At 50.8% G+C, this 13,907-nt stretch carries 17 protein-coding genes; 15 read left to right on the forward strand and 2 right to left on the reverse strand.

Translation table 11 applies throughout. From position 1 onward, the window contains the following. Positions 1 to 8: 8 nt before the first annotated feature. The 5 genes from G477_RS0101090 to G477_RS0101110 are packed head-to-tail and all read left to right on the forward strand — an operon-like array spanning position 9 to position 4,279. Positions 9 to 1,214, forward strand: coding sequence for an EAL-associated domain-containing protein (locus G477_RS0101090; protein ID WP_026696359.1), 1,206 nt, complete (start codon positions 9 to 11; stop codon positions 1,212 to 1,214). 45 nt (positions 1,215 to 1,259) lie between these two features. Next, positions 1,260 to 1,451: a hypothetical protein gene (locus G477_RS21090; RefSeq protein ID WP_156897247.1), complete on the forward strand. Its 192-nt coding sequence runs from the start codon at positions 1,260 to 1,262 to the stop codon at positions 1,449 to 1,451. A 29-nt stretch (positions 1,452 to 1,480) separates the two neighbouring features. Continuing rightward, positions 1,481 to 2,650: an MFS transporter gene (locus G477_RS18340; protein ID WP_035210807.1), complete on the forward strand. Its 1,170-nt coding sequence runs from the start codon at positions 1,481 to 1,483 to the stop codon at positions 2,648 to 2,650. Between the two features lie 40 nt (positions 2,651 to 2,690). Next, positions 2,691 to 3,350: a TVP38/TMEM64 family protein gene (locus G477_RS0101105; protein WP_026696360.1), complete on the forward strand. Its 660-nt coding sequence runs from the start codon at positions 2,691 to 2,693 to the stop codon at positions 3,348 to 3,350. Further along, positions 3,347 to 4,279 (forward strand): DUF2207 family protein, encoded by a 933-nt coding sequence (locus G477_RS0101110; protein WP_026696361.1) that lies wholly within the window; start codon positions 3,347 to 3,349, stop codon positions 4,277 to 4,279. The genes G477_RS0101105 and G477_RS0101110 overlap by 4 nt, the downstream gene beginning before the upstream one ends. On the opposite strand, the gene G477_RS0101115 is transcribed toward G477_RS0101110, so the two are convergent. Then, positions 4,254 to 5,000 (reverse strand): hypothetical protein, encoded by a 747-nt coding sequence (locus tag G477_RS0101115; RefSeq protein WP_026696362.1) that lies wholly within the window; start codon positions 4,998 to 5,000, stop codon positions 4,254 to 4,256. The two genes, G477_RS0101110 and G477_RS0101115, sit on opposite strands and share 26 nt — an antisense overlap. 83 nt (positions 5,001 to 5,083) lie before the next feature. On the opposite strand from G477_RS0101115, the gene G477_RS0101120 reads away from it, so the two are divergent. After that, positions 5,084 to 5,584: a YwpF-like family protein gene (locus G477_RS0101120; RefSeq protein ID WP_026696363.1), complete on the forward strand. Its 501-nt coding sequence runs from the start codon at positions 5,084 to 5,086 to the stop codon at positions 5,582 to 5,584. Between the two features lie 142 nt (positions 5,585 to 5,726). Further along, positions 5,727 to 6,572: a peptidylprolyl isomerase gene (locus G477_RS0101125; protein WP_245575319.1), complete on the forward strand. Its 846-nt coding sequence runs from the start codon at positions 5,727 to 5,729 to the stop codon at positions 6,570 to 6,572. 470 nt (positions 6,573 to 7,042) lie between these two features. Here G477_RS0101125 and G477_RS0101130 read toward each other — a convergent pair whose 3' ends face one another. Beyond that, positions 7,043 to 7,225 (reverse strand): hypothetical protein, encoded by a 183-nt coding sequence (locus G477_RS0101130; RefSeq protein WP_026696365.1) that lies wholly within the window; start codon positions 7,223 to 7,225, stop codon positions 7,043 to 7,045. 157 nt (positions 7,226 to 7,382) lie between these two features. Between G477_RS0101130 and G477_RS0101135 the strand changes: the two genes are divergently transcribed. From G477_RS0101135 to G477_RS18350, 8 genes are all read left to right on the forward strand, one after another. Beyond that, positions 7,383 to 8,288, forward strand: a complete 906-nt coding sequence (locus G477_RS0101135) for a chemotaxis protein CheV (protein ID WP_026696366.1) — start codon at positions 7,383 to 7,385, stop codon at positions 8,286 to 8,288. A gap of 386 nt (positions 8,289 to 8,674) precedes the next feature. After that, positions 8,675 to 8,821, forward strand: a complete 147-nt coding sequence (yhfH, locus tag G477_RS20835; protein ID WP_084406073.1) for a protein YhfH — start codon at positions 8,675 to 8,677, stop codon at positions 8,819 to 8,821. Positions 8,822 to 9,131: 310 nt separating this feature from the next. Further along, positions 9,132 to 9,776 (forward strand): HD domain-containing protein, encoded by a 645-nt coding sequence (locus G477_RS0101140; RefSeq protein ID WP_051287581.1) that lies wholly within the window; start codon positions 9,132 to 9,134, stop codon positions 9,774 to 9,776. Between the two features lie 48 nt (positions 9,777 to 9,824). After that, on the forward strand, positions 9,825 to 10,346 hold the full coding sequence (locus G477_RS0101145; RefSeq protein ID WP_026696368.1) for a type 1 glutamine amidotransferase domain-containing protein: 522 nt from the start codon (positions 9,825 to 9,827) through the stop codon (positions 10,344 to 10,346). A gap of 324 nt (positions 10,347 to 10,670) precedes the next feature. After that, the gene (locus G477_RS0101155) at positions 10,671 to 11,585 is read left to right on the forward strand and encodes an alpha/beta hydrolase (protein ID WP_084406074.1); all 915 of its coding nucleotides are present in this window, start codon (positions 10,671 to 10,673) and stop codon (positions 11,583 to 11,585) included. A 79-nt stretch (positions 11,586 to 11,664) separates the two neighbouring features. Next, positions 11,665 to 12,351, forward strand: coding sequence for a cobalamin B12-binding domain-containing protein (locus G477_RS18345; protein ID WP_051287582.1), 687 nt, complete (start codon positions 11,665 to 11,667; stop codon positions 12,349 to 12,351). Further along, on the forward strand, positions 12,320 to 13,066 hold the full coding sequence (locus G477_RS0101165) for an STAS domain-containing protein (RefSeq protein WP_156897248.1): 747 nt from the start codon (positions 12,320 to 12,322) through the stop codon (positions 13,064 to 13,066). The genes G477_RS18345 and G477_RS0101165 overlap by 32 nt, the downstream gene beginning before the upstream one ends. A gap of 35 nt (positions 13,067 to 13,101) precedes the next feature. Further along, complete coding sequence (locus tag G477_RS18350; protein ID WP_051287583.1) at positions 13,102 to 13,731, forward strand: polysaccharide deacetylase family protein; 630 nt, start codon at positions 13,102 to 13,104, stop codon at positions 13,729 to 13,731. The last annotated feature ends 176 nt before the right edge of the window (positions 13,732 to 13,907 follow it).

The raw sequence follows: 13,907 nt of genomic DNA on the forward strand, positions 1-13,907 counted from the left end.
CGAAAAGAATGAATCTACTGGATGCCGCTGATGCAGAAGATCAGCTGCAGGTGGCCCTGCAGCCGGTGATCGATGCGGAAACGTGCCGGATGTCCGGATGCGAAATTCTTGGAAGAATGAAAACAGCGGATGGAACGGTATCCCTGGGGCCCTTCTTTCATTCAGAAGACGTCACAGATGAAGAAAAATGGTACGTGGATCAACTGCTGTATAAACAGGCGGTAGCATATGCGCTGCAGCTCGAGGTTGTTCCGAAACTGTTTTTCAATATTCATCCTGCCGTCCTCGGACCACTCGATGCATTGGAGGAGTTATTTGCACTGCTCGATTCGTTTGAAGCCGATGGGTTTCCAAAGGAGAACATGGTGCTGGAAGTAAGAGTAGAAGGCTTTGAGCATCATCTTGAGGAGCTTTCCCACATCCTTCTTTACATGAAAGCGAGCGGCTATACGACTTCCCTCGACGGAGTAAAAGTGACAGATACGCATCTCGACCAATTTTCGATGCTGGAACCGAATATCATTAAAATCGGGATTTCCGATTTGAAAACATCGACCTCCTACGTGAGCTACGCAGAGATTATTGATACGCTGGCATTCTTTTCACGTAAAATCGGCGCATCACTGCATTTCCAGGGGATTGAAGACCAGCATCAGCTGCAGCTGGCCTGGAAATACGGGGGACGCTATTATCAAGGTTATTATCTCGCACATCCGAAAGACGTTCTGCCTTCACCGGATATTCTTCAGACGCGGATGAAAGAGTCTATTCATGGCTTCATTGATCTGCATTACCGAAGGTTAAAACAGCAGACGGATTTCCTCAGCAGCATGGATGACCGTATCAAAAAAATCTGGAAGAAACATTCCCAGACCGAACCGTTTCTGCAAGAACTTGCTTCATACTTTACCCGGGAGACGTTCCGGCTGTACATATGTGACAGCTACGGATACCAAATTTCAGCCAACTGGACGAAAAAGGATCATGAATGGATTCAGGAGGAAGATGCAGAAGGAAAGAACTGGAGCTGGCGGATTTATTTTCTCGATCATGTGATACAGATGGAGTTTAATGAAAAAGGCCTGCTCTCTGATAAATACCGGGACATCATTTCGAATGAATCGATCCGCACCTATTCGTATCCAATTACAAAAGACAGTTATTTGTTTATGGATATTGATCCTGTCTTTCTGTACGATGTGAACTGGCAGTAGTGCCGTGCCATATGGACCTCCGCTCAACAGGAGGGGGTCGGCAGTTTGAGTGCATCAGGATACAACATGCCGGCATACTGCCGCTTTCAGGACCGTCTCCCTTTACGGGACGGTCCTCTCTATCGGAAAAAGCAGAGGCCTGGTCCATGGCCGATGAACCTTAACCGGCGGCTGCATGCAGCGGACGCCAAGTATCATACAGAGCGGTTCATTGAAGCGGCCTTGGCAGCAGGCTGACCGGTACGGTGCAGAGGAGGGACGTAACAATGAAAGGAAGCTCGGTCTGGAATTTAAAAGGGACGCTCTTTTTCTTTCACGCCTCGATGACGATCATGATCAGTTATCTTCCGGTGTATTTCCAGTCGCTCGGTTTAACAGGGACAGAAATCGGGATTCTGATGGCAGTCGGACCGGCTGCCTCCATACTATCCCAGCCCTTTTGGGGATTTGTCAGCGATAAATGGAAAACAGTCAAGAAAATCCTGGTCCTCTGTCTCAGCGGAGCTCTGGCCGCGGGTTTTGTCCTTTTTCAAATGGAAGAATTTGCTTTCTTGATCTTGACCATGTTTATCTTTTTTGGATTTTTATCACCTGGTGGAGGGCTTGGGGACAGCCTCTCTCAGAAAATCGCAATGGAACGCGGCGTTTCATTCGGGAGCATCCGCATGTGGGGCTCACTCGGGTTCGGCAGTGCATCATTGGCCGGAGGTTACATACTCGACTGGATCGGCATCGGCCATATTTTTGCGGTGTTTGCCGTATTTCTAACGACGGCGATCCTTTTTTCCATGACTGCTCCGGATAGTCGTCCTTCAGCCAAACCGGTACACCTCTCCGGTGCGCTGAAGCTGCTGCGGAATCCTCAGCTTCTGCTGTTTCTGGCTTTCATCGTGTCGATCAGTCTGACTCATCGGATGAACGATGCATTTATCGGACTCTACATTGTAGAACTCGGTGGAAGCGAGTCGGTCATTGGCATGGCCTGGTTTATCGGGGTTACAGCAGAGGCGGCTATGTTTGCGCTCAGTGCCTACTGGATGAGCCGCTTTCATCCGCTGACTCTGATTGCAGCAGCGGGCGCGGTTTATGTACTGCGCTGGGGCTTGTTTACTCTTGCCGAAACGCCGGCGATGATTTTGGCTGTTCAGGCGACTCACGGCATTGCTTTTGCTGTATTTTACCTTACAGCTTTCCAGTTCATTGGACGATTAGTGCCGAAAGAGTTTCAATCAACCGGGCATCTATTGTTCATCTCCGTCTTTTTCGGGCTTTCCGGCGTGATCGGTTCCGGTATCGGCGGTGTTATTATTGACGCCGGCAGTGTTCACCTGCTTTATCAGGTGATGTTCCTCATCTCTCTTGTCGGCTTCACCGGGGCTCTTCTGTACAGACGGTATTACATGCGTCGCAGCCCGGATTCGTTTTCAAACAGCTGAAGGCGCGTTATACTATAGAAAATACGGTGGTGGATATGCTATGAAGAGAAGCATCAGCACGCTTTGTGCCCTGGCACTCGGCATATTCCTGCTTACGCAGTGGGATGTGATTTCGGAACTCAGAAGTGAAAACGTGTCGTACCTTCTGGAAGAACTGCTTCCATCCTATGGATACGTCCTTCTGTTTTTAACGATTCCACTGCTGATCGCGCAGAATATCTTTACGGTGTTCCCGGTGATTATCGTGATCCTGTTTCATTTTATTGCATTTGGTCCGATTGAAGGCTTTCTCTACAGCTGGGCGGGCACTGCGGCAGGATCCATGGTCTGCTTTTTCCTCGGTCGTTCCTGGCTGGAAAACTGGGCGCTTCAATTCTGGGAAAAGCAGGAAGGTCGCTGGAAGCGAGCAGCTGAAACAATGAGCGCGCACGGCGTCTTGTCCATGATTGTGCTGCGGAGCATTCCGGTTATGCCGAGCAACCTTATCTCGATCGGTGCTGCTCTGTCTCCTATGACGGTACGTATCTACACGGCCGGGACGATTCTTGGAAACATGTCGATGATTTTCGTTCTGGCACTGCTCGTGTCTCCTGTTTGGAGCAGCTCGATCCAGGAGCTGCTGATCTTCAGCGCAGCGTTCGGGGTGTTTCTCATGATGCTCCTGCTGTATTATCTATATCAAAGGAGAGGGGTAACATGAACGTTATTTTCATTCTCTCGCTCTTATTGTTTGTTTCCGGCTGCGCCGTCTGGCTGCGGCAGCTGCAGTCTTCGCGTTCCACCCGGCCGAGGCTCGGTGACCGTGGTTATCCCCCGGCCGTCGGCTCGTTTCTCATCCGGCAGCAGGTGTATACGCCCCAGCTTACTGCATCTCTTTTGACCCTCGTAGATAAAGGCGCTGTCCGTGTGGACACGGAACATCGTGACGCCAGATTTATCCTGGAAAGTATCGATGAAACGTATGATAAACATGAACGTTTTCTTGCGGAATGGTTTTTTTACGAAGTGGGGAGCGGCGGGGTGTTTACCCCGGCCGATTTATACAGGTATACAGAGGATCCCGCTCTTCAGGGCGCCTTTACGGAAAGACTGGAAGAATGGCGAGGCACGCTTCTTTCTGATATGAAACGCTATGGTCTCTCCGTCGATACGAAAAAGACGAGAGCATCGCTGATTTTGTTTGCGGTTCTGCTCGGCATTTCAGGAGCTTCAGCGCTTTATGCTGCTCCCGGGATTACATTAACCGCGTGGGCGGGAGCCGTGATGCTGATGCTGCTTTCACTGCAGACGAAGCAGCTAACCTTGTTCGGACTCGGGGAACAGCAGTCCGTTGAGGTTCTCTATCAGCGTCTGAAGCGGGAACCTCCGGCACAGGCGGCCGGAAGCGATTATATTTGGGCAGCAGCCCTTGATGTGCTTCCCGATACGGCTGACAGGCCTCTGCTGCGTGACGCTTCTTCGCTTCGGATGAAAGAAGAGCCTTTCCCGCTCTACGCAGCAGTCCCTGGTTCCGCGGCTGTCTGGCTGATCAGCCCGGATCAACTGAACGACCTGGCTTTTCCACTTGATCAGCTCACCCTTCCCGACAGCGGTGCAGCCACTGCTACGATTGACGGGATCGACGGCTGAGCCGGTACCGGTAAAGCGCGAACTGGTGCATCACCAGTTTGTGGAGCGGTGCCTGCGTCCATTTATAAAAAACGGCCGGCACAGACGGCTCGTAATGGGTCAGCGCAGCATAGCACAAGCCGGAACGAAGCTTTGATTTCATGAACCATAACCGCCCGACGGCGGGCTTACGTTTGGATGTTAAAAGCCCTCCGGTTATTTTCCAGCTGCTGATGGTTGTCGGCAGCTGCTTTTTTTCTTTCTGCAGCTGTAATAAGGGAAGCCCGGCGGCAGAGATTGTCATCTGATTCATGTCTCTTTTCACCCGGACCCATTTTTTCGTCCAGGCAGGGAGAAACCAGAAATAGCTCTCTGCGATCGTGTTCACATCCGCCCCGTGTTTTTCATACCAAGTCTGAACGGAAGTGACACAGCCATCAGCCGCAACGCTGGGGGCATTTCTGTCTTTGGAGATTTTAAGCGTCGTCCGGTGGATATCGGCAAACTGCTGAAAAAGTTCGAGCAGGAATGCCTCACGGCTGTTCTGAGATCCCTGCTGGAATGCATCGTTGGTTGTCGCAGGCATCAGCAGGACGATCTGCTGATACTGCGTACATAGATGTTCGATTGATGCCGGCGTGAGCCTGATGCTCCCGGGTGTCAGGGATGAATGGAGATAAAAAGCAGCCTCAGCTAGATGCTTTTCTGGGTGTATGGAGACGACCGCAGTGTAGGTGTTCATATGAAATCCTCCTTAAAACCGTCCGGCGGGGACGGATGAATCATGCTATAATAAACCAAAATCCGCATTCTGAGGTGAGAAACATGAAAACTTTTCGTTTATGCTCCATCAACATCCTCTTTGATGAACCCCCGGAAGAACACGAAATGATCAAGGGCCGGGAAGTGCCGCTGGTAGAAGGGCTGATCATCAATAAAGAAGAGGCTGAAAAAAGCTGGCTGCTCGAAGCGGTACTGGATCAGGAGTGGGATTCTTTTTTTCGGGACTACCTTCAGGAAAACCAGACGTTTATGGCAGAAGTAACGATCACTAACCGCACGAATGATCCAGCGACGCTGGTATGCCGCGTCAGTGATGTGCACCAGCTTCACGAGCATATTGTTGTGCACATGCAGGGGGACATTGTCGCGAAAAAAGATGATTTATCCGATATGCTCCTGCGTAACCTTCTTGATGAAGGCTATGAAGGAGAAGCGCTGTATGAAGAATACCGCAGGCGTAAAAAGAACAGAGGCCGCGCCATTCAAGGGATTTTGTCCAATGCATATGAGCAGGTGAAGGAGAAAAACTTCTCTGATGAGTAGATCGGAAGCTTCCTCTGATATGTTTAGTCGCTTTTTGTTTCTGAAGGTTACCCGCTTCTAAAACTTTCCTGATCGGTCGTCCTCCGCTTCTTGTAATCCATCCATAGCTGGATTACAATAGCGTAGGAAAGGGGAGAGGAAGTTGAAAAAACTACTTGCTGGTTTAGGTTTAACCGTGCTGGCTGCTGCAGGATGCGCAGACGGAACGGACGAGAATACGAATAACGATGCTGCGAATAACCATGCGGACAACGCCGCATCAGAGGAAGCGGATCAGAACGCGGAAGACAACAATGATCCCGTGAATGATGAGGAAAATACGTATGAAAATGAACAGGAAGACAACATGGGGGAGCTGGATGAAGAACCGGATATGGACGTGTCTTCGTTCCCACAGCTTGAAGCGGATCCTGAAGAACAGCCGCGCGTAGTGATGGAGACGAACATGGGTGACATCCACATCATGTTTTTCCCGGAGTATGCGCCGTTGGCCGTGGAGAACTTTCTGACGCTGGCTGAGGAAGATTACTATGATGATATTCTGTTCCATCGGATCATTGAAAATTTCATGGTTCAGGGAGGCGATCCTGACGGCAGTGGTATGGGAGGAGAAAGCGCGTTCGGCAGTCCGTTCGAAGATGAATTTGATGCATCGATGGCGCATTTCCGGGGAGCGCTGTCGATGGCGAACAGCGGACCGGATGCGAACAGCAGCCAATTCTTTATCGTCCACGCCGGACCAGATGCTGTATCCGAAGACATGTTTGCCGACAGTGGGTTTCCTGAGGAGACTGTCGAGCAGTATCTCGAGCTGGGAGGCACTCCACATCTCGACTTTAACCATACGGTATTCGGACATGTATACGAAGGGATGGATACGGTCGACGAACTCGCCGCTGTAGAGACGAACAACACCGATATGCCGGAAGAGGATGTCTTTATCGAAAATATTGATATCATCGAACATTGGGATCCTGAAGCGGACTGACGCCGGCAGTATATGCAGAAAGAGCGCCTTTGTTTAAAGCTACCTTGAAAATAGAACATAGGAGTCTATTTTCATCTATCATGGTGCAGCGAGGTTGCATGAGTGGGTCTCTGTTAAAGCTTGTTATTGTTATTTGATGAAAGTAGCGATAGGCGAGGACGCTTAAGAGATACTCACCGTCCTCCACGATTCTTCGCATCGCCAAGGATCGTGGAGGACAAGCCGCTGAGCAAGCGTCTGCCGAAAGCGGATGAAATCAACGGCGAACGATAACATAGCCTTGTTAAAAAACAGGACCGTCCCTGTTCCGGCCGGGAGCAGCGGCGGGTCCCTAGAGTGCCCGTTTTTTCCCTGCAGGCGATCCTCCGCGGCAGCGGGGTACCGTCCTTTGAGCGCAGGCGCGGATAAGCCTCATAATAAAAACAGGTGCAGCCATCTTTTCATGAAAGACAGCTGCACCTGTTTTTTTGTTATTTGGCATGGTCTCTGACCATATAGAAAATGAACATGGCCAATACACCGAAGGACAGAATGATGAAGATGATTTCTGTGAAACCACCGCCGCCTTCCCCATCTTCGGATGCTGCTGCAGCTGCAGGGAGCATAACCAGTATCGCGGCAAGAAGCGGTACAGGAAATAGTTTAGTCAACATAGGTTGTAACCTCCAATTCTACTGACGAGTCACTTTATATTATAGAACGAATCAGCAGGCGTTGCAATTGAATATCCATTTTCAGCAGAAAGGATGGAAGAGAGGCTTCAGTCATGGTAATGTAGAAGGAGATACTATGTATAGGAGGCGCTGCCAGTTGGAAAATAACAATGGAATTCTGCTTGAGAGCGGAACGAACGAGCTGGAAGTTATCATGTTTGGTATTGGTCGTGGGACGTTCGGCATAAACGTCATGAAAGTAAGAGAAATTATACAACCGGTTGATGTCACGATTATGCCTCATTCTCATCCCCATATGGAAGGCATCATCAGACTGCGGGAAGAAATCATCCCCGTCATCGATTTGTCGGAGGCGATTGGGTTTGACAGGAACGAGGGTTCTGCTCAAACGGACAAGCTGATCGTATCTGAGCTGAATCAGATGAAGGTCGCTTTCAGAGTCCATGAGGTGTCCAGAATCCACCGCATTTCGTGGGAACAGATCGAGAAGCCGAATGAAATGAGTCAAGGATTGAAAGACTTGACGATCGGTGTTGTCAAAATGGAAGACAACATGGTGCTGCTGCTCGATTATGAAAAAATCGTCTATGATGTAGTCCCGGATTCTCGTCTCGATGGAAGTGGAGAAGAGGAATCGCGTCCGGAACGGGCATCCAGACACGTGCTTATTGCAGAAGACTCCAATATGCTCCGGCAGCTGCTCGATGATACGCTTCAGGCATCAGGCTATACGTCTCTTACCTTTACCGGTGACGGACGGGAAGCATGGGAGAAGCTGACAGATGCACGGGCGAAAGCATTTGACGTTGTGATAACAGATATTGAGATGCCGGGGATGGATGGGCATCATCTGACGAAAAAAATCAAAGAGTCCTCCGAGTGGAAAGATGTGCCGGTGATCATCTTCTCCTCGTTGATCACAGGGGATCTTTATCACAAAGGAGAGCGTGTTGGAGCAGATGCGCAGATTAGTAAGCCGCAGGCGCCGGAGCTCGTGGACATGCTGGATAAAATGACAGGTCTGAAAGCGGCCGGGGTGTAATGACAGCTTTGTCCAGCGGTTGAAACGCAGGGAGCGCTTCTCCAATCACCAGATGGGAATATGCGTCAAAGCTTTCTGCGTCCGTGTATCGGACTCGTTGCAAAAGAACGATGACGAGGCATCGAATAGAAGATCAGGCAAAAAATAAAAAAGAAACACGAGCAAAAACAGAGTGGAACAGCTGCTCTGTTTTTGTTTTGTTTTCCAGCTGAATCGTATGGATTCAACGAAAAAGCTAGAATCTGTACCAGTACAGTCTTCGTGGCTGTGCCTTAAGAAAGGGGATAGGACAATATTTATTTAAAAATTGTACTGAAATAGGGTTGATTTATCCCTTCTGTTATAATACAATACAGTTACAATAAAAATTTGGAGGGATTGTTCCTATGATGATGTCCAGTGTTGAATTTTTCCGTAATCTGCCGCCGAAGCAGTGCAACCGCTGTGGTGGAGTTCTAGATGAAATGCATGAATCGTATGTACAGCAGTGTGATGAGTGTGAAGAGCAGGGTATCCCCCGTACAAGCAAGTAAAAGATGAGTGGGCGCTGGAACGATTGTTCCGCCGCCATACCGGAAATGCATCGGCCACGTTCGCTGCGTGCCGTCACACATCATTATACGTTCTCAGCCCCGTCAGAAGCCGGCTTCTGACGGGGCTTTGCTTTGCATCCGGCATCGTCGGTGCACAAGAGGCCGCCGAAAACTGTAGAAAAAACCATCCAAGGATGCGGCTTCCGCACGAGTAGAAGCAGTCTTCCGTTCGAGTCGGACGCTCGGCATCTTTCACGTTGCGGGATTTGCTTGTCCTCCGTATAATATGGACGGAGAGAGGAGGTTGGTCATGAACGACACGATCGACCGGGCGGCAGCATGGGCGTGGGATTTTTTTCAGTCTGACTCAACGGGGCATGATTACCATCATACGAAGCGGGTGGCATCACGTGCAGTCCGGCTCGCCCGGGAAGAAGAAGCGGATGCCGGGATATGCGCGCTCGCAGCCTGGCTTCACGATATAGCAGATGATAAGTTTTATCATACAAAAGGCGAAGGTGCTGAAGACGTTGTTTCCTTTCTTCGTTCCGAGCAGCTGAGCACAGAGAGCATACAGGCCATCATGGAAATCATTGATACGGTCTCGTACAAAGGAGGCTTCAACCGCGATCCGGAGACATTAGAAGGACAAATCGTCCGCGATGCCGACAGGCTGGATGCCCTCGGTGCAGTTGGTACAGCCAGGACGTTCATGTTTGCCGGTGCGCACAACAGCAGCATGCACCGTCCCGGAGATCCACTTGAAAGAGAACTCGATCAGCATGCCTATGAACGGAGAGACGGGTCCGCGGTTCAGCACTTTTATGAGAAATTATTTAAGCTGAAAGAGGGGATCTCCACCGCCTCAGGAAGAAGAGAGGCTCTTGTTCTTGAAAATCGAATGACCGTTTTTCTGGAATGGTTTTTCGAGGAGTGGGAACAAAAAGCGGATTAAGGTTCTATGTATCAGGGAAAAGACAAAGGATAAAGGAGTGATGCAGCAATGCGTTTAAAAGATAAAAAAGTACTCACCGTCATCGAGCACGATTTTGAAGATTCAGAGCTGATCTACCCGCATTACCGGCTGCGGGAAGAAGGAGCTATTACGCATATCGTAGGCAGAGAATCAGAGAAAACCTACATCGGGAAAAACGGTGTACCGGTGGAGAGTGATCTGTCGTTTGATCAGATTCAAATTCAGGAATACGACGGTATCCTCGTTCCCGGCGGCTGGGCTCCGGATAAGCTGCGGCGGTATGACCAGGTGCTCGACATGGTCACGTATATGCATGAGAATAAACGAATGATCGGGCAGATCTGCCATGCGGGATGGGTGCTGATCAGTGCTGATATTTTGAAAGGCATGGAAGTTACGAGCACTCCCGGCATTAAGCATGACATGATAAATGCCGGTGCCGAGTGGCATAACGAAGAAGTGGTCGTCGACGGTCATCTCGTATCCAGCCGCAGACCGCCTGACCTGCCCGCCTATGGTCGTGCGCTCGTGGACAAACTGTCAGAGTAAACACAAGGCGCATACGAACGGAAAGAGCCGATGACAGATCCAGTGATGATCGGCTCTTTTTCGTTGTGACAAGAAGGTAGAAGTTCTCATCGAGGGAGATGTCGCCGCGCGCGGCTCGGGAAGAAAAAATGCCCTTATCTTTCCTCAACAAGCCTGCGGCTCACGCCGTTCCGACCAAAAGTCGCTTTGCGCTTTTGTTCTGGATTGGAATGGAGGAGCAGACAGGAAAGTCCGCCTGCAGAGGGCGGACCGCTCTACATAGAAGGGGGGGAATGCAGGTACAGCAGCCGGGAATAATGTATCCGGCCGCTGTGCCTGTGACGTATGAAATCTATCAGTGATCTTCAGCAGGTGGCATCCGTGTATCCGGATCTTCCCCGGACGCACAAAAATGCCTATGCGGTTTACCTGGACTACTATGGTATCCGTTCAGATAAAAGTGATGAGGTGAAGGCAGGCTGGCTCTTTGAAGATAAAGTGCCCGTTTTTCTCCAGAGTTTCATCATTCAGGATGCTCCGTCTATCCTGATCGTGCACGGGTACCTCGATCACAGCGGAGGACTGAGCCGCACGATCAACTTTCTTTTGCAGGAGGGGTATTCCGTCCACGCCATGGACCTTCCAGGGCATGGCTTATCCGGTGGCACTGCTGGACAAATAGATGCTTTTGGCAGTTACGCCGCGGCTGTCAGAACCGTACGCCAGGCGCTGCCTAAAGTCGATGCAGCCGTAGGACACAGTACGGGAGCCGGTGTGCTGTTTCAGGCTGCCGGGACGGGTTTTGCAGATATTCCGGCACTCGTGATGGGGGCCCCGCTGTTTGAGCCGTACAAATGGAATATCGTGCGCCGGGCCGTGAAATGTACAAGAACTTTCCGTGAAAGCAGCCGGCGCCCGTTCAAACGCAATACCGAAGACAAAGCATACAATCAGTTCGTCAAGCAGGATCCGCTGCAGGTACAGCACCTGCACGCAGGATGGATGCAGGCGCTGGAACACTGGCAGGTACAGATGCAGGCTTCCGGCAGTGTCGAACTGCCCGTCCTTATGCTGCAGGGAGCCAGAGATACAACGGTGGACTGGAAACGGAATGCGGCATTCTTTCGTGAAAAATGTCCGAACATGAAGGCCGTCCTCTACCATGAGGCGGGTCATCAACTTTTCAACGAGCGGCGTGCTGTCCGCAGACTGGTGGAAAAAGAAATGGCAGACCATCTGCACACTTGGCTGCACCGGTAGAAATCCGGTAGTTATCCATGTTATAATATCCGTTACTGAAATAGGAATAACTTTTACCCGGAAATGGGGACACCATTCAATGGATATTAGTACAAGAGTGTTCATTAAAACACTCCTCGAGGGAGACCATGGACACGCCCTGGCCATTGTCAAAAAATGGCGTGCTTCCTCCTCCCGCCTGGAAGTCTACAGAGACCTGATTACTCCTGCTATGTATGATATCGGCCTCCGCTGGCAGCACGGAGATATCACCGTGGCACAGGAACATCTCGCTACGGGAGTGTGCGATTTTGTCCTGTCACAGACGGAATATGAACTTGTGAGCCAGTCGAAGTCAATTGATGCCACGCCGAAAGCGTTCTTTTTTACCGTAGAAAATGAGCACCATTACCTCGGACTGAAAATGGTGTCCATCCTGTTCCGGGAGCGGAACTGGAACGTACGCTTCCTTCAATCGGATCTGCCCGTCCGCGAAGTACTTGAAGAAGCAGAACGGTGGAATCCGCAGGTGATCGGACTGTCTTTTTCCCTCAGCTACCGCGTTGAAGAATTGACGGGTTATTTACAGTCTTTCAGCGCCCGGCTCCAGGACCCGCAGGTACTCATAGGAGGAAGGCTGGTCTCCCAGTATGATTTCTCTTCGATTGGTTCGCTCGACACGACCTTCATCGAAGATTTGAATGCGCTGCAGCGCTGGTTTATTGATAACGAGAAAATTAGGCGGGATGAAGTCAATGGAAAATCTGGTTCCACTTCCATCATTTAGTTTTGATAAACAGCTTCACATTCATGCACAATCAGAGGAAGCAACAAGAATGTTTCCAGTTTGTGCTTCCATGATGGAGCTGGCCGATGAAGCCAGCTCCAGAAAACTGCGCAGGCTCCTGATGACAGGCGACGTTATCCGCGGCGAGGAAGTCAACGTTGTGGGGGTCAAAGGAGAACGGATTTTATGCTCTTTGTATGCATCCTGGCTCGCAGAAGCCGGTTCAGCCGTGTTCGTTCCTCTTTCTTCCTCCTACTATGAGGTGAGGGATTCACTGGACGCTCTGCAGAGCCGGTTGAATGAAACGAATTTTGAACTTTATGAGCGGAAAGAGGAATTGGCATCGCTCGTGTACCGGTCGAACAAATTGTCAGGTCCATTCATTGAGTTGAGTGAGGATCTCGCCCTCGTGCCTATTTTTGGCGATCTGACATCGGCGAAACTTGAAGCGATTGAACGAAACGTGTTCAAGCGGGCCTACAGGGCGCAGCCGGATCGGCTGCTCGTTGATTTCACTGGTGTTGGAGATATTGAGCGCGGGGCCGCCGAGAGCATGAAGAACCTCCTGCTGTCTTTTAAACAGATGGGGATTGAACCGGTGCTCATCGGACTGAAACCTGCGCACGCGAGGACACTGGCGCCGTTTAAGGAAGAGCTGGACGTTCAGGTCCTCCATTCTGCGAAAACAGCGGTCAAAAAATGGTTTCTCACCTGAAAGGGAGGCTTGCTATGCTGCCGCGAACACCATGAGTGGTCACAGATGAAGTTGAGGTCAACTTCAAAGACCCCCGGATTGTTTCAAACATCCGTGGAACAGATGACACGATTTATTTAACCTTTGACGACGGACCCGGGCGCTGGATTCATCCGATTCTGGATGCGCTGGCCCGGAAAGGAGCTGCTGCCTCGTTTTTCTGGCAGGGACGGCTGCTCCACCCTGAGCGGCCGTGGCAGCGGCTGCTTGATGAAGGGCATCAGATCGGATCTCACGCCCACTCTCATAAAGATCTGTCCAGGCTGCGTCCGCAGCGGCTAGAAAAAGAAATGCGGAACGGCTGGCAGTCGTTTTATCACGTGACAGGAACAGCGCCGGCACTTTTCCGGCCTCCGTTCGGCCGCTATAATGAAGAGGTGCTCAGGCGTGTGCGGGACATGCATATGCAGACCGTTATGTGGAGTATCTCCTCCTTTGACTGGAACTGTCCCGCCGATCAAGTCCTTGATAATGTCCTGTCGACCGTGCGGGGTGGAGATATCGTTCTTCTTCATGAGCTCCGTCAGACAGCTGCTTTGCTGCCGGAGATGTTAACGGCGCTTCAAGAGAAGGGCTGGCAGATGAAAGCCCTGCCGGCTGATCTGACGCACGGACGGAAGAAATAACCAAAAAGAATCACTGGCAGGCAGCTGCCTGTCTTCAAACGGTCCCGCTGGAAGTGCAGCTTCCTCCAGCGGGGCTTTTTTACTTTGTAGGAAAGGATAACATGTCACAGCAGGAAAACGGCGGCTGTGTCGGCTGCCCGGGAAGCAGGAAGACCCTTGTTTTCTTGCCGGTTCGC

This window comes from Alkalicoccus chagannorensis DSM 18086 (genome assembly GCF_000429725.1).
Lineage (GTDB): Bacteria > Bacillota > Bacilli > Bacillales > Salisediminibacteriaceae > Alkalicoccus > Alkalicoccus chagannorensis.

Bases quoted from the DNA above. Each gene is read 5' to 3' on its own strand.
- yhfH (WP_084406073.1), top strand. From the start codon at position 8,675: ATGATGATGTCCAGTGTTGAATTTTTCCGTAATCTGCCGCCGAAGCAG.
- G477_RS0101110 (WP_026696361.1), top strand. From the start codon at position 3,347: ATGAACGTTATTTTCATTCTCTCGCTCTTATTGTTTGTTTCCGGCTGC.
- G477_RS0101140 (WP_051287581.1), top strand. From the start codon at position 9,132: ATGAACGACACGATCGACCGGGCGGCAGCATGGGCGTGGGATTTTTTT.
- G477_RS0101145 (WP_026696368.1), top strand. From the start codon at position 9,825: ATGCGTTTAAAAGATAAAAAAGTACTCACCGTCATCGAGCACGATTTT.
- G477_RS18340 (WP_035210807.1), top strand. From the start codon at position 1,481: ATGAAAGGAAGCTCGGTCTGGAATTTAAAAGGGACGCTCTTTTTCTTT.
- G477_RS0101165 (WP_156897248.1), top strand. From the start codon at position 12,320: ATGGAAAATCTGGTTCCACTTCCATCATTTAGTTTTGATAAACAGCTT.
- G477_RS18345 (WP_051287582.1), top strand. From the start codon at position 11,665: ATGGATATTAGTACAAGAGTGTTCATTAAAACACTCCTCGAGGGAGAC.
- G477_RS0101120 (WP_026696363.1), top strand. From the start codon at position 5,084: ATGAAAACTTTTCGTTTATGCTCCATCAACATCCTCTTTGATGAACCC.
- G477_RS0101115 (WP_026696362.1), bottom strand. From the start codon at position 5,000: ATGAACACCTACACTGCGGTCGTCTCCATACACCCAGAAAAGCATCTA.
- G477_RS0101105 (WP_026696360.1), top strand. From the start codon at position 2,691: ATGAAGAGAAGCATCAGCACGCTTTGTGCCCTGGCACTCGGCATATTC.
- G477_RS0101155 (WP_084406074.1), top strand. From the start codon at position 10,671: ATGAAATCTATCAGTGATCTTCAGCAGGTGGCATCCGTGTATCCGGAT.
- G477_RS0101130 (WP_026696365.1), bottom strand. From the start codon at position 7,225: ATGTTGACTAAACTATTTCCTGTACCGCTTCTTGCCGCGATACTGGTT.
- G477_RS0101090 (WP_026696359.1), top strand. From the start codon at position 9: ATGAATCTACTGGATGCCGCTGATGCAGAAGATCAGCTGCAGGTGGCC.